This is a genomic window from Phocoenobacter atlanticus subsp. cyclopteri, assembly GCF_018343795.1.
GTDB lineage: Bacteria > Pseudomonadota > Gammaproteobacteria > Enterobacterales > Pasteurellaceae > Phocoenobacter > Phocoenobacter atlanticus.
The window spans coordinates 597,183-621,093 of record NZ_CP074346.1 but is presented as its reverse complement, the minus strand read 5'-3'; the positions used below and the strand labels follow the sequence as shown (position 1 = coordinate 621,093).

The window sequence follows — 23,911 nt, the reverse complement described above, 5'->3', positions numbered from 1 at the left end:
ACTCTATTTATTTACTGGAGATATTAATTTGATTTTAGATAAATCTACTTTACCAAATGGACTGATCTGTACACTTCTTACTTTATCACTTACGACCAATAAACGGTTAGCATTAAGTAATGGTAATATAGGTAATTCCTCTCTTAATATTTTCTCAATTTTTTTATACAACTTTATACGTTCATCATTATCTTCACTTATTCTAGCTTGATTGAGTAAATATTCAAACTCATCATTACACCAATTCGCTAAATTTGTAACCGAAAATTGAGAACGGCAACCTAAAATAGCAGATAAAAAATTATCAGGATCGTAATTGTTTGCAAGCCAGCCTGTTAAAATCATATCATAGTCAGCTTCTCTTTTTGCCAATTGTTGTACTAAAAGAGTTCTACTTACCTGACGTACTTTTAACTTAATACCTATTTTCTCTAAATCATATTTTATCAACTCGGCCATTTTTAAAGAATGAAAATTATAAACATGTCTTTCATCAAGTACCCAAAGCACAAGCTCTAAATACTCTCTTATTTTTTCTTTATTATTTTTAGGGAAGTACGGATAGTGATCTGCATTTCTATTAGGAAAAAGAGCCGTTGGTAATACATTATCTGCTACCTCTGCTAAACCATAAAATAACTGTTTTCCTAATCTTTCACGATTAATAGAATGTACAATTTCTCGACGCAGTTTAATATCATTCATTTTCATACTTTGATTATTAAACGCTAAAAATGATAAATTAGCCCCAAAAATATTCACTAAATACCCTTTAGGCAAAGAAGAAAGTTGGCTTGGTTCAGGAAAAGCAGAAATATCACATTCTTGATTTAAAAACTTTGCCATTTGTCCAGTACTACTTGTAGAAAAATCAATAATGATATTTTCAATATTCGCTTTTTTACCCCAATAGCTCTCATTTCTTTGTAAACGAACATAATCATTGTGTACATAACTTTGTAATTTATATGCCCCTGTACCCACAGGGAGTTGATCTAGCTGTGCTAAATTATCATCAGAACTCAATTGTAATGCATATTCTTTAGATAAAATAACTGTATATTGACTCGCAAGATGAGCCAATAAAGAAGCATCTGGTTCAGCTAATCTAATTTTTACACTATATTTAGAAGGTGCACTTAAACTGACAATCTTACTTTTTAAATTAATACTTTCAAAATAAGGGAAATGGGTACGGCGTGCTTGTCTTTGAAAAAGATAATTATTATAACTTTTATCGCTATATTTAACTTGATCCAACTCTTCTAATTCAGGTAAGTCATCAACATTTCCCATCACTCTATTTAAAGAAAAAAGTACATCATCCGCATTAAAGTTACGTGTTGGATTAAACCAATCAGTAGTATGAAATTTAACATTTTTTCTTAAATAAAAAGTAATTTCTAAACCATCATCACTTACTTTATAACTTTTAGCTAATGCAGGTTTTAAACTATTAGTAGCAGGATCAAATTCAAGCAATTTATCATAAATTTGTTCAGTCACCACATTCATATTGGTGCCCACATCTGCCTTTTGAGGATCAAAAGAAAATCCAGATGCATTTGTACAATAAACTAAACTTTTTACAAGTAATTCTTGTGGTATTCGAGGGACGGAATAAGCCATCTGATTAATACAAAAATTGCAAAAAATAAAAATAATCTTACTGCTTGTTTTTTAACTATCATTATATTTTCACTAATCCTATATTTAATGGTGAAATCATACTATTAAAATGATAAAATGAAAACTTAACTTTACTACTTTCTATAATAAAAATTTATTATTTGACATAATTTATATACAAGATTGCATCTATATATTTTATGTGGGGTTTTTAATACGGGAACTAAAACTATTATGCCACATCTCTCTGTTGCCAAATTTGGCGGAACCAGTGTTGCAAATTTTAAGGCAATGTCTGCCTGTGCTAACATCATTACTTCAGATAAAAATACTCGCGTTATCGTACTTTCTGCCTCTGCAGGAATTACCGACTATCTCGTTGAACTTGCAAATGGTTGTAAGGAAGATCGTCTAAAAACTATTTTAAATAATATACGCGATATTCAATTTAGTATCATCAATCAATTACAATGTCCAAATAAAATTTTAGATAAAATTGAACTACTATTAGAGCATATATCAAATCTTGCAGAATCAGCAACATTAGTAACTTCTCGTATATTAAGTGATGAATTGATTAGCCACGGAGAAATGTTATCTAGCACCATTTTCACACAATTACTGAAAGAAAAAAATATTGATGCCATTTGGGTTGATATTCGTGATATTGTTGCTACAAATGACAACTATGGAAAAGCACTACCTAATAATAAAAAAACACAACAACAAGCGAATGAAATTCTAAAACCTTTACTTGATAGTGGAAAAGTTATTGTTACACAAGGTTTTATTGGGCGAGATGATAATGGAAAAACCACTACGCTAGGACGTGGTGGAAGTGATTATTCCGCAGCATTATTAGCAGAAGTATTAAATGCGAATGATGTATTAATTTGGACAGATGTTTCTGGTATCTATACGATGGATCCAAGGGTTGTACCTAATGCGAAACGTATCGAAACTATTAGCTTTAATGAAGCGGCTGAAATGGCAACATTTGGAGCAAAAGTACTCCATCCTGCAACGCTATTACCCGCTGTTCGTAGCAATATTCCTGTTTTTGTAGGATCAAGTAAAAATCCTGAACAAGGTGGAACTTGGATAACTTCAAATCCACAACCTCGTCCAATATTCAGAGCCATTGCTTTACGCGGTGATCAAACATTGGTGACTTTATCTAGTCTGGGAATGATCCATACCAAAGGTTTTTTAGCCAATATTTTTAGCATATTAGCTAAACATCAACTTTCTATTGATGTGGTAACGACCTCTGAAATTAGCATCGCATTAACACTAGATAAAATAGGTTCCACTACCTCCTTATCTCCACAAATTATTGAAGAGTTAAGTATTTCTTGCAATGTACAAATCGAACCTAACCTTGCTCTTGTTACTATTATTGGTAATAACCTTCATACAGAAAAAGGACTCGCAAAACAACTGTTTGGAGCATTAGAAAAGGATAATATACGTTTAATTAGTTATGGTGCAAGTAGCAACAATATCTGTATTTTAGTCAATAATGAAGAAGTAGATAAAATTGTTAGAGGATTACATTGCTCATTGTTTGAATGCTAATTTACTTTCCCTAAAAATATAATTTGGGGGTTAAAATGTTTCTTTTGAGAAAGCTGCCATTTTATTCCTCCAAAACTCAGCAATGTTGCCGTAATAGTTAATAATGCAACAATAAGCTCATTTGCAAAAAGTTGTGAAAATCCTACCGCTGATACAATTAATACTGTTAATGGGATACAATACAACCACATAACGCTGACTAATAGAGAACTTTCTTTCAAACCTACATTGATAATATCACCCTGTTTTAGTTCTTCAAATACTTCGAGATCTAATAAAGAAACGACTTTACTTCCTGTCAATTCAGATAGTGATTGTGTACCACAACCCTGTTTTGCATCGCAACTGCCACAGCCACTCTTAGTATAACATTCAACCTTTGCTATACCATTGTGATAACTTAGTACTTTGCCTTGTTCAATAAGCATAAAAAATAGTCCTAAAAATAAAAAAAGCCCCTAAAACAAGGGGCACTCGGAAAGCAAATTATGAAAAGGTTGTTGGGCACAACACTTATTTTTATATAGCCACTAAGTTAAAACAATTTAATGATTTTTTCAAACAATAACTATATAAAATGTTTAATTTTGTGATCTACTTCATATTTTTTACTGTAAACGTCGGGCTTGCCAGTATACTCTTTTATAATAAGGCGAATTTAAATTTGAATATATCACGCCTTTTTTAGACGATGCATGTAAAAAATGCCCATTTTTTACATAAATACCGACGTGATTTCCAAAAGGTCCTCGTCCTGTCTTAAAAAAAACCAAATCCCCCGCTTGCAAATATTTTTTAGGAACATAAGCCCCCGTTTTTGCTTGTAATTTGGTCGTTCTTGGTAAATGAATACCAAAAGAATTTTTAAAAATAGCAGTAGTAAGTCCTGAACAATCCACTCCCTGAGGAGTATTTCCCCCTAAACGATAAGGTGTCCCTTTCCAAATACGATGCTGTTTAACAAGCTTATTGACTATATAAATTTCATTTGAAAAGCTGGGGTCTGCTGAACAGCTAACTAAACACAAACTTAACATTATTAATATAATAAGTTTATAAAAACTTAGTAATCGTATATAAGTTATTCTATAAAAATAATGCACCGTTTTTACTTGTTAGCCTCTTCAATTCGATCTTTAAGCTTTTGACTTGGTTTAAAGGTAACCACTCTTCGAGCAGAAACTGCTACAGGCTCTCTCGTTCTTGGGTTTCTACCTGGTCTTGCTTCCTTTTCACGTACTCTGAAATTACCAAATCCTGATAATTTCACTTCATCTCCCTTTTCAAGAGCAATTCGAATTTCTTCAAAAAACTGTTCAACAAACTCTCTTGCTGTTTTTTTATCTAATTCAAGTTGTTTAATAATATGTTCTATCATTTCAATTTTAGTTAATGTCATAATTTAAGCTCCTCAAACTTAATCTCTCAAATATGCACCAAAACATTGTTCAAGTTCACTCAACACTGCTTTAATTACAGCATTGATCTCTTCTTCTTCAAGGGTTTTTGAAGTATCTTGAACCGTTAGACTAATTGCTAAGCTCTTCTTATCGCTACCAATATTTTCACCTTGATAAACATCAAAAAGATTTACTGCAATTAGTTTTTCTCCACCTGCTTTTTGGCAAGTAGATAAAATATCTGCCACGGCAACATTACAATCAACCACAATCGCAATATCACGTTTATTTGCTGGGAATTTAGAAATGTCTTTTGCCTGTGTGACTGCTCGCTCATCAATCGCTGACCATAAAATTTCAAATACTACTGCTGTAACTGAAATATCTAATTTTTGTGCAACTTTTGGGTGTACTGTACCGATAAAGCCCACTTCTTTTTCATCAATTAAGATCGCTGCCGATTGACCTGGATGTAATGCGTCATAAGTTTTAGCCACAAAACGTACTGATTTCGCTTTATTTGTTAAAGAAAGTACGCGCTCTAAATCGCCTTTTAAATCAAAGAAATCAACATTATCCGATTTGCCCGTCCAGTGTTCATTGTGTTTCGCGCCCACAATAACCGCTGCCAACATTTGCTCTTGGCGAATACCCATTTCTGCATTTTCATCAGGTACAAAACGCAAGCCTGTTTCAAATAAACGTACTCGGCTTTGCTGACGTTTTTGGTTATAAACAACCGCCTCTAACAAACCACTTAACAAGGATAAACGCATTGCTGACATATCCGCTGAAATTGGGTTAGGCAACACTATTGCTTCTTGATTTGGGTGCAATAACGCCTGTGTTTTTGGATTGACAAAGCTATAAGTGATCGCTTCTTGGTAATCGCTGTCCACTAATGCCATTTTGACACGCATTAAATCTAAATTCGCTTCACGGTGCTCATTCATATTTAAATGAGCTAATGGAGCATTGTTTGGAATGCTGTTGTAACCGTAAATACGTGCCACTTCCTCAATTAAATCTTCTTCAATTTCGATATCAAAACGCCAGCTACAAGCGGTCACTTTCCATTCATTATTTGCAAAAATTGGCGATAAACCTAAACGAGTTAAAATATCAGTGACGGTTTCATCAGCAATATGATGACCTAATAATGCGTCTAATTTTTCACGACGTAAAGTCACCTGATTTGCTTTTGGTAAATGCTCATCACTTTTCGCTTCCACAATTTCACCTGCTTCACCACCACAAATGTCTAATAATAATGCGGTTGCACGTTCCATTGCATTGCGTGTATTTTCAAAATCCACACCACGCTCAAAACGGTGTGAAGAATCGGTATGTAAACCATATTGTCTTGCACGCCCTGCGATCGCTAATGGTGCAAAGAATGCTGCCTCTAAAATAATATCTGTTGTTGTATCACTTACGCCACTCTCTTTACCACCGAAGATCCCCGCCATTGCAAGCGGTTGATTTTGATCGCAAATTAGCAAGGTATTTTCTTTTAATGTAACTTCATTACCGTCTAATAACACTAACTTTTCATTTGCTTTTGCTAAACGTACTTGAATTGGTGCGTTCACTTTTGCCATATCAAAAGCGTGCATTGGCTGACCTAATTCAAGTAATACGAAGTTTGTGACATCAACCACAGGATCAATTGAACGCATACCACAACGGCGTAATTTCTCCTGTAACCAAAGTGGCGATTGTGCGTTTACGTTCACATTTTTAACCACACGAGATAAATAACGTGGGCAAGCTTCTGGATTATGAATTTCTACGGCAACTTTATCTGAAATAGTCGCTGAAACAGGTTCAAATATTGGTGCAATCATTTCTAATTGATTTGCAACCGCCACTTCACGAGCGATCCCTGAAATGCTTAAACAATCCGCACGGTTTGGCGTTAAGCTGATTTCAACAATGCTATCTTCTAAATCTAAATATTCACGGAAATCTTTACCTATAGGTGCGTCTGCTGGCAATTCAATAATACCATCTTGCTCAACTTTAATACCTAATTCAGTGAATGAACAAAGCATTCCCTCAGACGGTTCACCACGTAATTTGGTTTTCTTAATTTTAAAATTACCTGGTAAAACTGCACCATCAACGGCACAGGCCACTTTTAAACCTAAACGGCAGTTTGGTGCACCACAAACGATGTCTAATAAACGCTCGCCACCGACATTTACTTTGGTTACACGTAATTTATCTGCATTTGGGTGCTGACCGCATTCAACCACTTCGCCTACAACAACACCTGAAAAGGTATCTGCAACTGCTTCAACGCCGTCCACTTCCAAGCCAAGCATTGTGATTTGATCGCATAATTGTTCCGTTGTAATCGCTGGATTTACCCACTCACGCAACCAAGATTCATTAAATTTCATTATTCTTTCCTCATCCTGTCTTATTTATAGTCAAATTGTTTTAAAAAACGTAAGTCATTCTCAAAGAATGCACGTAAATCGGTCACGTTATAACGCAACATTGCTAAACGCTCAACCCCCATACCCACAGCAAAGCCTGAGTATTCATTCGGATCGATACCTACATTTTTCAACACATTAGGATGAACCATTCCACAACCTAACACTTCTAACCATTTACCATTTTTACCCATAACATCCACTTCTGCCGAAGGCTCTGTGAATGGGAAGAAAGAGGGACGAAAACGCACTTCTAAATCTTCTTCAAAGAAGGCACGCAAGAAACTATGTAATAAGCCTTTTAATTCAGTAAAATTCGCTTTTTTATCCACAAATAATAATTCAATTTGATGGAACATTGGCGTATGCGTTTGATCGTAATCGTTACGATACACACGACCTGGTGCAATAATACGAATTGGTGGCTGAGTTTGTTCCATTGAGCGAATTTGCACACCTGATGTTTGCGTTCTTAATAAGCGTTGTGCATCAAACCAAAATGTATCGTGATCGGCTCGTGCTGGGTGGTGTTTAGGAATATTTAATGCATCAAAATTATAATAATCTGATTCAATTTCAGGGCCATTTTCCACAGAAAAACCTAAATCCGCAAAGAATTTAGTTACACGATCAATCGTGATAGAAACAGGGTGCAAACCTCCAAGTTCTGTTTTACGACCCGGTAAGCTTACATCAATACTTTCACTCAATAATTTTGCATTTAATGCTTCGGTTTCTAATGTTTCTTTTTTCGTATTCAATGCCGTCTGTGCTTGTTGCTTCGCTTCATTGATTTTTTGCCCTACTTTTGGACGTTCTTCTGGCGACACATCACGTAATCCTTGCATTAACGACGTAAAATGCCCTTTCTTACCAAAATACTCGACTCTAATACTTTCAAGACTTGTAACATCTTGTGCAGATCCAACCGCTTGTAACGCTTGTTCTACAATTTTTTCTAGGTTTTGCATCCCTACCCTCTTAATTTGCTTTTAAAATATTAAAATAACATAAATGCTTGAAATGATAATACTTTTAACGCATAAAGTAAATGTAAAATAGGCAAAGAAAAGATGATAAAGATAACAAAGGAGATTTTATAGAATGGTGCGACCAAGTGAACTCGAATCACCGACCCCCACCATGTCAAGGTGGTGCTCTAACCAACTGAGCTATGGTCGCATTAAGAATTGTTTTAAAACGCGTACAATTCTAACATAAAAATGAAATAATGCAATTTTTTATAAAAACTTTTTTAATACTTATTATAATTTACCGTCACACTATCTTTGACTGGGATTAAGTGGCTAAATATAATCATATTTTCGGGTATATTTTATCTACGTATGAATTCTTGGCTTATCTTCTTTAAATATTACATCAATGTATTCATATTTTTGCTTTCAATAGCAAAATTACAATTAAACTTCGTATGAAAAAAATCATCTAGCTCATCTACTTTTAAGATAAAATCTTTTAAATTATTCTGAATATTTTCTTTTTGTGAACTAAACATATCCGATAAATGAATTCGATATGATAAATATATTTTATTGTCTTTTATTCCTAAATAAAAAGGAGAAACTTGATTTGTATTTATAAAATACAATAAATCTTTAAGATTAGATTTAGGTAATTCATTAAGTGGAGATGTCGCAATAAGATAATCACTATTACTATCAAATATTCTGATTAAAGCTCGTCCTTGATAAAAGGACCAATAATCCCGCCCCTCTCTACATAAAACAGGATTGATATCTAACAATTTCAAACTCTCTTCAATAAAAATAGCCAAACTCGACAAGTCAGACTTTTCAAATGCTGATTTTTTAATTTCGTTACCACAGCTATCACAAAAACTTATTTTTTGTGAAATATAATTATCACAAGAATGACATTTTACTTTATAAATATCATAATCAACTTGATAATCTTCAAGCTCTTTAATGAGATCAATATGACGAATTCCAAACCCTACATTATCCGCATTCGTAAATTTAGACGCTGTTACGGCTAATAACACGCCATCCTCATTTACCATAGCACCACCAGAATTACCGGGGTTTACTGCTGCATCTGTTTGTAAAATATATCTATTTGAAATAAGTTGTTTTGGGTTTGAAACAATCCCTTCTGTAATCGTAAACGGCATTCCAAAAGGAAAACTACAAATATATATCTTTTGTGTTGTTTGGACTTCAATATGTTTATCTAAAATAATACAACTTTTTTCATCTTTTAACTCAGAAGCATAAACAAAAGCAATATCTAGTTCAGGATTAGCCATCACGACTTTACCCAAATATTTATCTTGTGTTGACGTTTCTACTGCAACTTCTATACAGCCTTCAATTACGTGAAAATTTGTGATAATAAAATCATACCCCTGTATTTTAAAACCACTTCCTACACCATCTGCTGTAATTATTTTAAAAACTGATTTTTCTATATTCTTTAGCATATTATCTTCCTATCAGCGGTATTAAAATTTGAGTAATAAAATAAAGAAGAGCGATTATTTGAAGATAACCCCAAATACTCATTTTTTTATATTGCTTACCTTTTACTAACTCATTGTATAAGTTGTATAACGTTATAGATGCATCTTCAAAGTCGGTATTTCTTTTAATTTGATTTAATCCCTTATAAATCATCTCTCTGGTTTTATCATCAATATTATATTCATAAATAATTTTTAAAAGTCGCTCATAAATATCATAAGTTAAAGCAAAATATCGCCCTTCTTTTTTAGATTTTTCAAATCGTTCTTTATTTCTTTCTAGCTCTTCTTTTAGGGTTTCTTGGTTAATATTCTTTAATCTTGTATAGAAAATATGTTGATAATACATACTTTCTAAAAATTCCTGAGTCCTTTTTTCTTTTAACTCTTTAATAAACGCCATTCCTTGATCTACTTTAAATTCAATATGATTATCAGAATACATTAAACTGGTAATATCAAGTAAATCTGATCTTAAAACACCATTGAGATAAGGCATATTTTCAAATTTCAACAAGGTAATTGTTACAATATCCCAGTGATATTCTGATAGGCGTTCTTTTTCAAAAAATGCCATACATTTATCATAATCATCTAATATTTTTTTAATCGATGTGAATACTTTATCTTTCTCACTTGTTGTTAAATCTCTTTTACTCGGATTGACAAAATAATCAACTTTATAATTTTCTTTTAACTTTGGAGCATAGTAATCCCCTTGATAACAAATTTCTCTTATTACCGTTAATATTTTAGAAGATTCGCAAAGTTCTAATGGGCAAGAATAAGAAAAATAAAGTAAATCATCTTCTAAAATAAGTTGAGGCAACATCAAAGAACTAAAATTTAATTCACTAATTTTTCTTAATAACGCAATCACATTTGTTTGCTCTGTTATTCTCAGAAATGGGGCTTTAACCTTAAATTCATTGTTATTTACTTTTATATTCAGCAACATACAAGAATGTTTAATTTCTATATCAATATCTTTATTATTCAGTCTTAATGTACCAGCTACATTATTGTTAATAAATTTTAAAAGATGATATATTACCGCCTTATATTCCTTTTGCTCATAAGCTTCGGTTGCTTCTGAGTATTCCGAATAAAGAAGTTCACATTCTCTATAACCATAATCCTTTAAAGGATTTTCAAACCTTGGAAACATATCACCTCTGAATAGTTAAATATATTAATTGAAAATATAGCATAATTTTTGTAAATTTATATAAAAAAATAACCGCTTATAGCGGTTATTTTTACTTTATTTTTTGCAAATTAAAACACTAATTCACGATCCCCATTTTCATCTTTAATACGATTTGGCAAACCAATTTTATTTAATAAATTTATATAAGGTTTAGGATCAAGTTGTTCTACATTACGCATTTCCAAACAATCCCACTCTCCTGTAGCAACTAACAGTGCTGCTGCCACAGCTGGAACGCCTGCAGTATAAGAGATACCTTGACTGCCCACTTCTTCATAGGCTTCTTTATGGCTTGCTGTATTATAAATAAAGATTTCTTTATCTTTACCGTCTTTTTTACCTTTAATCAGATCGCCAATGCAAGTATGACCCGTATAATTTTCAGCTAAAGTTGGTGGATCAGGTAATACTGCTTTAACGACTTTCAATGGAACGACTTCCACGCCTTCGGCTGTTTTAACTGGTTTTTCAGACAATAAACCTAAATTTTTTAATACATTAAATACGTTAATATAATGATCGCCAAATCCCATCCAGAAACGAATATTAGGTACCCCCAAATGTTTTGCTAATGAATGCACTTCTTCGTGTCCCGTTAAGTAAGAATTTTGTACGCCTACAACAGGTAAATCATCAGTACGTTTTACTTCAAACATTTGGTTTGTTTGCCATTGACTATTTTGCCAAGAATAAACTACTCCCGTAAATTCTCTAAAATTCACTTCAGGATCAAAGTTAGTCGCAAAATATTTTCCGTGATTACCTGCATTAATATCAATAATATCAATACTTTCTACACTATCAAACTCTGTCACCCCATAAGCTGCATAAGCATTTACGACACCGGGATCAAAACCTGCACCTAAAATAGCAGTAATTTTGTTTTCTTTACAACGTTCTAAACGTTTCCATTCATAATGAGCATACCAAGGTGGTGTTGGGCAAACTTTATCTTGATCTTCTGCAACCGCAGTATCAATATACGCCACACCTGTTTGAATACAGGCTTCTAAAATAGGCATATTTTGAAAAGATTGAGCAACATTAATCACAATTTGCGACTGTGTTTTTTCAATAAGGGCTTTAGTTTGTTCAATGTCAAAGGCATCTAAGGTGTAGCATTGAATTGTGTCAGGAAGTTTAAAACTCTTTTTTTCCTCAACACTCTTAGCAATTTTTTGACATTTTGATAAGGTTCGAGAGGCAATAACAATGTTACCTAAAATATCATTATGTTGAGCACATTTATGTGCCACAACTTGAGCAACCCCACCCGCACCAATAATTAACACATTTTTCTTCATTATAGCATTTTCCTCCGAAGTACCTTAGCGTAGCAAAACCTAAGATATAAGGCTTAAAGTAAAACTTGATACATATTGAAAACCTAAAAAGTCAATATCAAGTCATTTCAGTAAAAAACAAGTTGCGGATTATAACAGAATTTACTTTTAAGCGGTGACATCTTCATTACTTTTTGCAAATTTTTATAAAGATCATACCGCTTGACTTTTATTTTTACATCAATAAAATATGATATTATATTTAAATGAACTGGAGTTTTTGATGAAGAAAAGAATTTTGCAATTTTCAATTAATCACCCTAAAAAGGTATTTTGGATTACAGGATTAATTACGTTATTGTCATTGTTAATGATGTTTCGTATTAATGTTGACACCGATCCTGAAAATATGCTTCCTCATTCTCACCCTGCACGTATTTTACACGATGAAGTAAAACAACGTTTTGGTTTGGCAGATATGCTAGTTGTTGGTGTGGTTAATGATAAGGACAGTAATGGTATTTACAATCCTGACAGTTTAAGTAACCTTAAAAAACTCTCTGATGCAGTAATGACATTAGATGGTGTTGTCGTGGAAGATGTAATGAGTTTACCTGTTAGTGACAATATCTCTCAAATTCAAAAAGAAGGCGCAAAGGCGATTTCTTTCCACTACCTAATGGAAACGCCACCGAGCGAACAAGCTCAAGCCGATCAAATTCGTCAATGGGTCGATAGATTGCCTATGCTACAAAATACCTTAGTTTCTGGTGACAACAAAGCAGCAGGGCTATTTATTCCTATTACCTCTAAAGATAAAAGTTATCAACTTTATAATCAAATTCAAGATATTGTGGCTGGTTTTGATAAAAAAGGCGATGAATTTTATATCACAGGCTTACCTGTTGCAGAAGATACCTTTGGGGTAGAAATGTTTTTGCAAATGGCAATTTCTGCACCTGCTGCTGCAGCATTAATTTTTGTGCTAATGCTATTTTTCTTCCGCTCCCCTGCTCTGGTTGCTGCTCCAATGATTTTGGCAATGGCAACAGTGATTATCACAATGGGATTAATGATTGGAATGGGCTTTTCAGTACATATTATGTCATCGATGATTCCAATATTTTTAATGCCAATTGCCGTGGTGGACTCCATTCACGTGTTATCTGATTTTAGTGATAATTATCGAGCAGGAAAAGACAAAAAAGTACTTGCCGAAGAATGTGTAACGGATCTATTCCGTCCAATGCTATTTACTTCATTAACATCATTAATTGGTTTTTTATCTCTAAATACAGCAGATATTCCGCCAGTACGTGTGTTTGGTAGCTTTGTTGGATTTGGGATTATTCTTGCCTTTATTTTAACAATGACATTAATTCCTGCGTATATGGTCAGTTTATCGGATAAAACCCTAGATAAAATGGCAACTCGATTACACAGTCACGATGATGATCAATCATTAACTGCTAGAGTATTACGCCAAATGCCACAAGCGGTAATGCGTAATAGTAAATTGATTTTATCACTAATGGTTGCTGTGATGATCGTAAGTGGTTGGGGAATTAGTAAAACCGTGATCAATGATAATCCAATGAATTGGTTTAATCAATCACACCCTATTCGTCAAGCAGATAAAGTGTTGAATACGCATTTTGCAGGAACCTACGAGGCTTATATTAGCTTTAGTAATACACAAAAAAATGATGAGAATATCAGTACATTAACTAAACCTATCTTAAAAAATGCACCTGGATAGTGTTAAACAAAAATGGCAAAATTTGATCCAAAAGCAACCGCTTAACTGGTCAAAGATTGAAGACAGTTTAATTGAATATCAATTTAGTGCTGATGATGTTGAAGAACCTTTTTGGACTCAACTTCAAAGTGTTGTAGCAAAAGTAAATCAATCACAACAAGTCTTCTTACAACCTGAAAACTTGGCTTATTTAGAAAAAGTTCAAGGGGCATTACAGCAATCTGGTTTAGTAGGAAAAAGTACTGCATTACCTGACTTATTAAAAGTCGTAAATCGTGAGTTACGTGGTGGTGAAGATAAAGATTTTGTATTACCAACCTCTGCTGATGCGAATGCTCAAGCTATTATGACATACCAAAGCTCACATCGTCCAAATTCAGTTTGGCATATGGTCACGCCTGATTATCAATCAGCCGTTATATGGTTACAACTTAAATCGGGTGATAACCAAGATATGAGTAAAGTTGTTGATTATATGAATAACTGGTTTGCCAAAAACCCTACACCGAAAGGATTAGAAATGCAGTGGAGTGGACTAACCTATATCAATGTGGTTTGGCAAGATGCAATGGTAAATGGAATGCTAATTAGTTTAATTTCATCCTTTGTAATGGCAATGCTAATGGTAATGTTCTTATTCCGCTCTGTTGTGTGGGGTGTGATTGCGATGATCCCATTATCTACCACGATTATGCTGATTTACGGCATTATTGGTTGGGTCGGTAAAAATTATGATATGCCTGTTGCGGTATTATCTGCATTAACACTTGGGCTATCTGTGGATTTTGCAATTCACTTTATTGAACGCAGTCGTTTACACGAAGTAAATAAATTAAAACTTGATTGGAAACAAGGCATTATTGATGTCTTTGAAGAACCAAGCCGTGCCATTGCTCGTAATGCAATCGTAATTGCACTTGGATTTACCCCATTATTGATTGCACCATTAGTACCTTATCAAACGGTGGGATTTTTTATGGCAGCAATTATGGCAATTTCTTGTTTAGCAACCTTAGTGATTATTCCAGCCTTGGTCTATGCACTACAAAATAAACTATTTAAACGTGACTTAACGTATTAAGGAGAAACCAATGAAAACAAATATGGTAAAAAAGACAGCATTAGTAATAACTGGATTAACAATGAGCTTATCAACTTGGGCAATTTCAGCAAACGAAATTATTCATAAATCAAATTTAGCTGCAGTTTATCCCGCTAATGATGGAAAAACAGAAGCAAGAATGATGATTGTGGATAATCAAGGACGTAAGCAAATGCGTCAATTTTATATCCTGCGTAGAAATGTCACCAAAGGTGGCGATCAAAAATATTTTGTGGTGTTTACTAAGCCATCAGATGTCGCAAGAACGACTTTCTTAGTAGATAAACACCCAGGTAAAGAGGATGATCGTTGGTTATATTTACCTGCTTTAGATTTAGTCAAACGTATTGCAGCTGGAGATAAACGCACCAGTTTTGTAGGTTCAACTTTCTTTTATGAAGATATTTCAGGGCGTGATGTAAATGCAGATAGTTACAGCATTGAAAAAGAAACAGATAAACAATGGATTTTAAAAGCAGTACCAAAATCCCGTACAGGTGTGGAATTTAACTATTTTACCGTCGCTATTGATAAAGATACTTATCTTCCTCGTGAAGCAAAATATTATGATAACAGTGGTAAATTATATCGTCGTATTACAGGTTCAAATATCAAAAATATGGATGGTTTCCCAACTTTAACTCAAATTAAAGCGGAAAATCTGAATGATAAAAGTTATAGCATTACACAAATGCGAAATGTGAAATATAACGTGAATTTACCAAACAGTGTATTTACCGAAGGTGCTTTACGTATGCCACCTAATCAATGGTTAAGGAAGTAACAATGAAAAAAACATATTGGGCATTATTATTAAGTAGTCTGCTCTCTGTTTCTTCAACAGTAATCGCTCAAGATGTCGGTGGTTTAAATACCACTGACATTGAGAAAGAATTAGAAGAATGGAATGATGACGACACTTCAAAAAGTAATTGGAATATGGGGGCTTTTATTGAAGCGGATTATGGTGTATTTACACATAATCATACTGCAAACAATCGAGATAAAAGTCTGGCTGAAATACGCAGTGAAATTTTCGCCAATCGTTACTTTGGTTCGCATTTTTTATCTGCGAAATTAGATCTTATTGCTGATGATATTGACGATCATAGTTTACAAGCAGATCTTAAAGAATTATTTGTTGATTTTAAATTAAATGACAAAATGAGTGTACGCTTAGGACAACAAGTATTAACTTGGGGAACAGGCGATTACATTTTTATTAATGACTTATTTAGTAAAGATTGGCAATCAATGCTTTCAGGTAGAGATGATAGTTATCTAAAAAAATCTGATCCTGCTGTGAAATTTAATTGGTTTAATGATTTTGCAAATATTAATTTAGCGTGGATACCCGTATTCAATGGCGATGAATATATTAGTGGAGAACGTTTTTCTTATTACAATCCTATGTTAGGAAAGGTCACGAATCAAAGAGTAAAAACAGAAAATCCGAAAAATACTTTATCTAATAGTGCATTAGCATTAAGGCTTTCTAAACGTTTTAATGGTGTTGAGTATGCGTTATATGGCTATCACGGATTATACTCGCAACCCACCGCCTTTAATCCTATTACTGGAAAAAACAAATTTCCTAAAATCAATGCCTTTGGAGCAAGTGTTAGAGGTTCTGTAATGGGCGGTATTGCAAATGCTGAAATCTCGCATTGGAACTTTTTAGAGGAAAAAACGGGAGATAATCCTTTTATTCCCAATGACCAAATTAATTTTTTAGTTGGTTATGAACACGAATTAGTGCAAAATGTCACATTAAGTGGACAATATTTAGTACAAAAAATGCAAAATTATGAAAAAGCGAAACAGAGTGCTTTTAATCCTGATTTGCTTATTGATAAATGGCATCAAACGTTAACATTGCGTTTGAATTGGCAAGCAATGCAACAAAAACTCAATATGTCACTCTTTGCCTTTTATTCGCCTGACGAAAAAGATTTCTATATTAAACCTAAGATCAGTTATCGCCAAAATGATCATTGGTTTTATGAAATAGGGGCAAATCTTTTTGGTGGTAAAAATAAACATACCCAATGGGGACAGTTTAAAGAGAATTCTAATATCTATACACGTTTAAAATATAACTTTTAGGAGAAAAAAATGAAAGTAAATGATATGTTACACATTATCGCAGGTAGCTTTATTATGCTAAGTGTTGCCTTGGGCTATTATGTTAATCCTTGGTGGTTCGCATTCACTTTTTTTGTTGGAGCGAACCTATTTCAATCAGGATTTACAAAATGGTGCTTAATGGCAGATATTCTGCGTAAACTAGGATTAAAAGATTAATTTAAAAAGGAGAAAAAAATGACTAAATGTTAAGATTATGTTGGGACTATTTTTGAAAATGAAACCAACCCGAATAAACCCACTGTGGCTTTTACACTGGCAAATAAAGTATTAGAAAAAGGCTATTCTGCAACCATTCTTTTAATGGTTGATGCGGTAAGTCTCGCTATTCCAGGAAAGGTTGATAATATTGATATCGGTGCCCCTTTTAGTGGATTGAAAACATTGCAGGAAAGTTTTATTCAAAACGGTGGAAAAATCTTAGTTTGTAAGGCTTGTATGGTTCATAACAATATCATTCCAGAACAAATCGATCCTCGTTTTGGTATTATTGATGGTGATGAAGTTGCTGATCTTATTATGAATGCTAAAGGTTCATTACAAATTAGCTAATGAAAAGTTTAGATTAACATTATTTTAATGCCACTGTCTAAGTGGCATTTTATGTTTTAACTAAGGATTGTAATTTTTATTATGTGGAAAATATTAGCAGTTATTCAAAAAAATTTAGTTTGGGCAATTCCAATCGTAATGATTTTGGGAATTAGCAGTGGGTCTATTTTTGATATGCGTTTTTTAAAAATCACCATTGTCCCATTAACTTTTTTAATGGTTTATCCAATGATGATTAACTTAAAACTTGAAGCAGTTTTATCACCTAAAGGATTAAAAGCACAGATTGTGGCACAATTTTTAAATTTTGCCGTTATCCCTTTTATTGCCTTCTTTTTAGGAAAACTATTCTTTCCTGAACAACCTTTAATTCGATTAGGCATTTTATTTGTTGCCCTACTCCCTACCAGTGGAATGACCATTTCTTGGACAGGGTTTGCCAAAGGTAATATCAATGCAGCAATCCAAATGACCGTATTTGGACTTATTTTAGGCTCTATTGCAACACCTTTATATGCCAAATGGTTAATGGGAAAAAGTATTGAAATTCCTGTACAACAAGTGTTTACGTCCATTATGTTTGTGGTTTTCTTACCTATGTTTATGGGACTGGTTACTCGTAAATATTTAGTAAAAAAATTTGGTCAAGAACACTATCAAAAAAATATTAAACCCAAAGTTCCGATGTTTTCAACATTAGGGGTATTAGGTATTGTATTTGTGGCAATGGCACTAAAAGCCAAATCCATAACCGCAGAGCCTACTGTACTTATCAGTTATTTAACGCCTATCATTATTTTATATGTTATTAATTTCGCGTTAAGTACCATTGTGGCTAAGGTGTTTTTTAATCGAGAAGATGCCATTGCCGTCGTTTATGGCACAGTAATGCGAAATTTATCGATCGCACTGGCTATTGCAATGACCGTATTTGGAGAATCAGGTGCAGAAATTTCTATTGTTATCGCAATGGCATATATCATTCAAGTACAAGCTGCGGCGTGGTATGTAAAATTGAGTGATAGAATATTTGGACAGAAAGTCTAAAACTTCAAATTATAGCGGTTACATTATTCAAACTTTTTGCAATTTTTTGTCTAAATGTACCCGCTTATAATTAAGGTTCACTTAGCTAATTTTTTGTTTTTAATACAATAACACTACCCAAAATTACCACCGCAGCCCCAATCACTTGATAAATATTAATTGTTTCTCCAAGTATAAAATAACTTGTTATCGCAGTAGAAATAGGAACGGTAAGACGAATAACATTAAAAATCACAACGCCTTGTGTAGACATTATATAAAAAGACATAAACATTCCGACCAATATGCCATAAATCCCTGCACAACTTAACCCAATCAGTAGCGACCATTCAACCGTTTGTAGTTGTGTGATTTTTTGGGTCTGAATTGCTATAAGTAAATAAATAAGCCCTGCGATACTGGCTGTTGAAGCACTGATTACCACACTGTGTAATTGTTTAGAAATGGTTTTAACAAAGATATTCTGAATGGATTGAATAAAAATAGAAATGCCAAGAAACAAACTTCCCATTAAAAAGTTCTGTTCTATATTTGGTTGTTTTGCAAAAAAGATAAAAATAAAAGAGCCTAAAAAAGTGATTATTGCCCCTAAATAGAAACGTTTTTGTTTACAGCGAGTTCGCTCATCTTCAAAAAAAAGTGCTGCCATTAAAATAGCTAAAGGCATTGCTAAAATACCAAAAAGGCTTCCTGTTACCGCAGAGGTTTGTTGTAATCCATTAATAAAAAAATACATATTCCCAACCATAAAAATACCCAAAATGAGTAATTTTATGATTAAGGTAGGATCACTTATGATTTTTCTTATTTCGGTTCTAAATTTAAATAGAATAATAAAAGTAAGGACTAAGCCTCCTGATAAAAATCGTACTGCATTATTATTGATCGTATCAAAATGGAGGCTCATAAACCGCATAATGGGAAAAATAAATCCCATTAAGCTAACATATAAAATTGGAATAAAATGATTATTCATTCAATGTATCCTATCGTAATTAATCCTCTTTTTTAATTGAAACAAGCAACTGATCAACTTTAAAATTATCGGTATCCATAATTTCAAATTTATAGTTATCCCACAATACAAAATCTGTTTTTTTCGGAATTTTACGTAACATATACATCATAAATCCGCCAATAGTTTCATAATTTTCAGTATCTGGAAAATATTCAATATCTAATGCCCTCATTACATCCTCTAATGGAGTTTCGCCATCAATCAGCCAAGATTTTTCATCACGTTGAATAATTTGTTCCTCTTCATTGGAAACAAGCTCTCCCATTACAATACTCATTACATCATTAAGCGTAACAATCCCCACAACTATTGCATATTCATTCACAACAACAGCAAAATCTTCACCAGACAGTTTAAACTGCTCCAGAACTTCATATAATGATAAAGTATCAGGAATAAATAATACATTTCGTAATACTCGTTGATCTGTTAATTTAACAGATTGCTCTTGTAAATATAAGGTTAATAAATGATGACTCTCTACATAGCCTAAAATTTTATCAATTCCTCTATCATTACAAACTAATAACTTGGAATGTGAATTTGCTTTAATGGTTGCTAACACTTCTTCTCGACCAAAAGAACGATTTAAAAAGATAATATTTTCACGTGTAGTCATTGCTGAAGTGACAGTACGTTCTTGCATATCCAAAATATTTTCAATTAAATGATGTTCTTGATCTTTCAATAACCCTGCTTTTGCACTCGCATCAACAACAGCAAAAAGATCTTCAGATGTCATATTATCGTCACGAATAGTAGATATTTTAAATAAACGAAAGATACTATTTGCCATATAATCGAACAACCATACTACTGGTTTAAAGATGATAATGAAAAATACTACTATTCTAACCGTGAAAAGTGCAACTTTTTCAGGATAAATAATTGCAACACGTTTAGGAATTAGATCAGCAAATAATACAAAAACAAAAGTTACTATAACAAAAGATAACCAAGAGCTAATATTTTCAACACCACTAATATGATAATATGACTTAAATACCTTATATAAATATGGACTAATCGCACTTTCACCAATGATACCTGCTAAAATTGCTATCATATTTAAACAAATTTGTACAACCGTAATAAATTGTCCTGAACGTTCTTGCAATTTTAATATTTGTAACGCTTTTTTATTTCCATTATCCGCAAGTTTTTGTAGTTTTAGCTTCCTTGCTGCTGCCAACGCAATTTCTGATGATGACACTATTGCACTAATTAAAATTAATGTAATTAAAATTAGAATAGCTTCAAATAAATTCATTATTTTTCACTCCTAAATAAAATCTTTTTAATATTTTGAGATCCCTATTTTAGCAAATTTTCAATTGAGGTGGTAATTTTAGATCACTCCCGTGCATAACTAAATAAAAATATTTCGTTATGCACGGGAGTGATGATTTATATTAATAACACTCTAGGTTGTTATTTTTTTGTTATAAAAAAATTATTGTTAACATTTTATTATCAATAAACAAGGAGAATTTGTGATCTAAATCACAAATTTTCTTTTCTTTTCTTTTCTTTTCTTTTCTTTTCTTTTCTTTTCTTTTCTTTAACAGCATAATCCCTCCGGAATTAAAAGAAAACTTTATTTTTTATACCTGAATCAAATAATTGAGGTGTATTATGTTAATAGACTACAAATTAGAATATTGCCCTGATAAAGGAAGAAGTATAATGGCTCATATTCGAAGAACTCGGCATATTATGATGCCAGCATATCGTTCTTGTTTCTCATATTATTGTTTTCAATCATCGTATATCACACATCTGAATCTCTTATGTTGATTTATCTATTTTTAGATAAATTAGCTGTTTTCTGTCTCTATTATTCTAAATATCACATTAAGAATAATTAGATCTTTATATCAACTAAATTCTTTACTGACCGTGTACGGCTCGTTTTTATTCTTACGAATAAATTTGTTGTCAGCTGAATACTGTTGGTTGGAGTATCTCGTCTTTAAAAAAAGATGAGATGATTTTTATACTTTAAAATTTGAAATAAAATTAAGGAGTTAATGATGTTATCTTTAAAAATTGCATATAGTCCATCAATTCAACCTTACTTTAATACTAAGAGAGAATTGATCTTAATTGAAAGAACTGATTTCACTGATATTGGTGCCATTGTATTAAGTACTGATGATATTGAACAGTTTATTGATCGTATTCAAGCAACTGAATTTAATATACCTGTCTTTGCTGTAATTGAAGCAGGAAAAATATTAAATCCCAAGTATTTTGATAAAGTTTACCATATTCAAGATTTGAATAACTACGATATCAATTTATACAGTCGCCAAATTGAAACTGCGGCTCACTTATATGAAGAAAAAATGCTTCCGCCATTCTTCAAAATGTTAAGTGAGTATGTTGAAATGGGGAACTCTGCATTTGACTGCCCAGGACATCAAGGCGGACAATATTTTAGAAAACACCCTGCTGGTCGTTTCTTATATGATTTTTATGGCGAAAATATTTTCCGTTCCGATATTTGTAATGCGGACGTTAAACTCGGCGATTTATTAATTCACGAAGGTGCAGCTTGTGATGCCCAAGTTCACGCTGCTCAAATGTTTAACGCAGATAAAACCTATTTCGTGTTAAACGGCACATCTTCGGCAAATAAAGTAGTTACAAATGCTCTACTCTCTCCAGGCGATTTAGTGTTATTTGATAGAAATAACCATAAATCTATTCATCACGGTGCATTAGTTCAAGCAGGAGCAACACCTATTTATTTAGAAACTGCCCGTAATCCATTTGGTTTTATTGGTGGAATTGATAGCCACTGCTTTGAGGAAGACTACTTAAAATCCTTAGTTAAAGAAGTAGCACCTGAAAAACTAGAACAAGCTCGTCCGTTCCGCCTAGCGGTTATTCAATTAGGCACTTATGACGGTACAATTTATAACGCACGTCAGGTCGTGGATAAAATTGGGCATCTTTGTGATTATATTTTATTTGACTCTGCTTGGGTGGGTTATGAACAATTTATTCCAATGATGAAAGACTGCTCGCCTTTACTATTAGAATTAAATGAAAATGATCCAGGTATTATCGTTACCCAATCTGTTCATAAACAACAAGCTGGTTTCTCACAAGCCTCACAAATCCATAAAAAAGATAAACACATTAAAGGTCAAACTCGCTATTGTAATCATAAACGATTCAATAATGCCTTTATGTTACATGCATCAACTAGCCCATTCTATCCTTTATTTGCAACGTTAGATGTGAACGCAAAAATTCAAGGAAGTCCTGCTGGTCGTAAACTATGGTTAGATTGCGTAAAAACAGGTATTGAAGCACGTAAATTAATCTTAAATTCTTGTGAATTGATTAAACCATTTATTCCACCTTATGTTAAAGGTAAAAGATGGCAAGATTATAATACCGATGAAATTGCCCAAGATCTTGAATTTTTCAAATTCCACGCTAACGACTCGTGGCATAAATTCGAAGGTTATACCGAAAATCAATACTTCGTTGATCCTTGCAAATTTATGCTAACCACACCTGGAATTGATATTGAAACTGGAGAATATGAAGAATTTGGTATTCCAGCCACAATTCTTGCGAACTATTTGCGAGAAAATGGCATTATTCCAGAAAAATGCGACTTGAACTCCATACTATTTTTGTTAACGCCTGCTGAAACTTTAACAAAAATGCAGACCTTAGTCGCCCAAATCGCACTGTTTGAGAAGCATATCAAACAAAACTCATTATTGAAAGAGGTATTACCAACTGTTTATGCAAATAATTGCGAACGATATAAAGGTTACACAATCCGCCAACTTTGCCAAGAGATGCACAATCTCTACGTCGAAAGAAATGTGAAAACCTTACAACGTAATTTATTCCGCAAAGCAACGTTACCTCAATATGTAATGAATCCAAAAGATGCCAATATTGAGCTGATCCGTAACAATGTTGAGCTTGTTCCATTAACTGAAATTGTTGGTCGTGTCGCTGTTGAAGGAGCATTACCTTATCCTCCAGGTGTAATTTGTGTTGTACCGGGTGAGCAATGGAATGAAACAGCTCAACAATATTTCCTTGCGTTAGAAGACGGGATCAATAAATTGCCTGGATTTGCACCTGAAATTCAAGGTGTTTATCTACAAAAAGATCCTGATGGTCGCACTCGTGCCTATGGCTACGTTTTAACCAAATAATATATTTAAATCTAATGGAAAGGTGGGAAATCTGCCTTTCCATAAAACTAA

Annotated in this window: 21 protein-coding genes and 1 tRNA gene; 10 read left to right on the top strand and 12 right to left on the bottom strand. The window is 33.2% G+C overall.

Annotated features, from left to right (window positions below; genetic code table 11):
• Positions 1-3: 3 nt before the first annotated feature.
• Complete coding sequence (locus tag KGI96_RS02860; RefSeq protein WP_213156543.1) at positions 4-1,629, bottom strand: ABC transporter substrate-binding protein; 1,626 nt, start codon at positions 1,627-1,629, stop codon at positions 4-6.
• A 234-nt stretch (positions 1,630-1,863) separates the two neighbouring features.
• Between KGI96_RS02860 and lysC the strand changes: the two genes are divergently transcribed.
• Positions 1,864-3,207, top strand: a complete 1,344-nt coding sequence (gene lysC, locus KGI96_RS02855; RefSeq protein WP_211597467.1) for a lysine-sensitive aspartokinase 3 — start codon at positions 1,864-1,866, stop codon at positions 3,205-3,207.
• Here lysC and KGI96_RS02850 read toward each other — a convergent pair.
• The 9 genes from KGI96_RS02850 to KGI96_RS02810 form a co-directional block, all read right to left on the bottom strand.
• The gene (locus tag KGI96_RS02850; protein WP_211597466.1) at positions 3,204-3,635 is read right to left on the bottom strand and encodes a SoxR reducing system RseC family protein; all 432 of its coding nucleotides are present in this window, start codon (positions 3,633-3,635) and stop codon (positions 3,204-3,206) included. The two genes, lysC and KGI96_RS02850, sit on opposite strands and share 4 nt — an antisense overlap.
• 180 nt (positions 3,636-3,815) lie before the next feature.
• Positions 3,816-4,244: a C40 family peptidase gene (locus tag KGI96_RS02845; RefSeq protein ID WP_211597465.1), complete on the bottom strand. Its 429-nt coding sequence runs from the start codon at positions 4,242-4,244 to the stop codon at positions 3,816-3,818.
• Between the two features lie 71 nt (positions 4,245-4,315).
• Positions 4,316-4,606 (bottom strand): integration host factor subunit alpha, encoded by a 291-nt coding sequence (locus KGI96_RS02840; protein ID WP_211597464.1) that lies wholly within the window; start codon positions 4,604-4,606, stop codon positions 4,316-4,318.
• Positions 4,607-4,624: 18 nt separating this feature from the next.
• The gene (pheT, locus tag KGI96_RS02835) at positions 4,625-7,012 is read right to left on the bottom strand and encodes a phenylalanine--tRNA ligase subunit beta (protein WP_211597463.1); all 2,388 of its coding nucleotides are present in this window, start codon (positions 7,010-7,012) and stop codon (positions 4,625-4,627) included.
• Between the two features lie 20 nt (positions 7,013-7,032).
• Positions 7,033-8,022, bottom strand: coding sequence for a phenylalanine--tRNA ligase subunit alpha (gene pheS, locus KGI96_RS02830; RefSeq protein ID WP_211597462.1), 990 nt, complete (start codon positions 8,020-8,022; stop codon positions 7,033-7,035).
• Between the two features lie 134 nt (positions 8,023-8,156).
• Positions 8,157-8,233 (bottom strand) — tRNA-Val (locus KGI96_RS02825).
• Between the two features lie 193 nt (positions 8,234-8,426).
• Complete coding sequence (locus KGI96_RS02820) at positions 8,427-9,512, bottom strand: serine protease (RefSeq protein ID WP_211597461.1); 1,086 nt, start codon at positions 9,510-9,512, stop codon at positions 8,427-8,429.
• Between the two features lies 1 nt (position 9,513).
• Positions 9,514-10,719: a type III secretion system chaperone family protein gene (locus tag KGI96_RS02815; RefSeq protein ID WP_211597460.1), complete on the bottom strand. Its 1,206-nt coding sequence runs from the start codon at positions 10,717-10,719 to the stop codon at positions 9,514-9,516.
• Between the two features lie 110 nt (positions 10,720-10,829).
• Positions 10,830-12,065, bottom strand: a complete 1,236-nt coding sequence (locus KGI96_RS02810; protein WP_211597459.1) for a saccharopine dehydrogenase family protein — start codon at positions 12,063-12,065, stop codon at positions 10,830-10,832.
• A 262-nt stretch (positions 12,066-12,327) separates the two neighbouring features.
• Here KGI96_RS02810 and KGI96_RS02805 point away from each other — a divergent pair, with 262 nt between their 5' ends.
• From KGI96_RS02805 to KGI96_RS02775, 7 genes are all read left to right on the top strand, one after another.
• Complete coding sequence (locus KGI96_RS02805) at positions 12,328-13,803, top strand: efflux RND transporter permease subunit (RefSeq protein ID WP_213156542.1); 1,476 nt, start codon at positions 12,328-12,330, stop codon at positions 13,801-13,803.
• Positions 13,790-14,884 (top strand): MMPL family transporter, encoded by a 1,095-nt coding sequence (locus KGI96_RS02800; protein WP_211597457.1) that lies wholly within the window; start codon positions 13,790-13,792, stop codon positions 14,882-14,884. The genes KGI96_RS02805 and KGI96_RS02800 overlap by 14 nt, the downstream gene beginning before the upstream one ends.
• A gap of 10 nt (positions 14,885-14,894) precedes the next feature.
• The gene (locus tag KGI96_RS02795) at positions 14,895-15,689 is read left to right on the top strand and encodes an outer membrane lipoprotein-sorting protein (protein WP_211597456.1); all 795 of its coding nucleotides are present in this window, start codon (positions 14,895-14,897) and stop codon (positions 15,687-15,689) included.
• 2 nt (positions 15,690-15,691) lie between these two features.
• Entirely contained in the window at positions 15,692-17,011 is a 1,320-nt protein-coding gene (locus tag KGI96_RS02790; protein WP_211597455.1) for a DUF1302 family protein, read from the top strand.
• A gap of 9 nt (positions 17,012-17,020) precedes the next feature.
• Complete coding sequence (locus tag KGI96_RS02785) at positions 17,021-17,209, top strand: YgaP family membrane protein (RefSeq protein ID WP_211597454.1); 189 nt, start codon at positions 17,021-17,023, stop codon at positions 17,207-17,209.
• A gap of 84 nt (positions 17,210-17,293) precedes the next feature.
• Positions 17,294-17,602: a DsrE family protein gene (locus KGI96_RS02780; protein ID WP_211597453.1), complete on the top strand. Its 309-nt coding sequence runs from the start codon at positions 17,294-17,296 to the stop codon at positions 17,600-17,602.
• Positions 17,603-17,683: 81 nt separating this feature from the next.
• Positions 17,684-18,649 carry an arsenic resistance protein gene (locus KGI96_RS02775; RefSeq protein ID WP_211597452.1) on the top strand — a complete coding sequence of 322 codons (966 nt, stop codon included), beginning with the start codon at positions 17,684-17,686 and terminating at the stop codon, positions 18,647-18,649.
• Between the two features lie 85 nt (positions 18,650-18,734).
• Here the strand turns inward: KGI96_RS02775 and KGI96_RS02770 are convergent, their stop codons facing one another.
• Positions 18,735-19,625, bottom strand: coding sequence for a DMT family transporter (locus tag KGI96_RS02770; RefSeq protein WP_211597451.1), 891 nt, complete (start codon positions 19,623-19,625; stop codon positions 18,735-18,737).
• A gap of 19 nt (positions 19,626-19,644) precedes the next feature.
• Positions 19,645-20,937, bottom strand: a complete 1,293-nt coding sequence (gene paeA / locus KGI96_RS02765; protein ID WP_211597450.1) for a polyamine export protein PaeA — start codon at positions 20,935-20,937, stop codon at positions 19,645-19,647.
• Between the two features lie 365 nt (positions 20,938-21,302).
• On the opposite strand from paeA, the gene speFL reads away from it, so the two are divergent.
• Positions 21,303-21,464, top strand: coding sequence for a leader peptide SpeFL (speFL, locus tag KGI96_RS11200; protein ID WP_267873279.1), 162 nt, complete (start codon positions 21,303-21,305; stop codon positions 21,462-21,464).
• A 236-nt stretch (positions 21,465-21,700) separates the two neighbouring features.
• A complete protein-coding gene (gene speF, locus KGI96_RS02755; RefSeq protein WP_211597449.1) occupies positions 21,701-23,860 on the top strand; it encodes an ornithine decarboxylase SpeF in 2,160 nt (719 codons plus the stop codon).
• Positions 23,861-23,911: the final 51 nt, after the last annotated feature.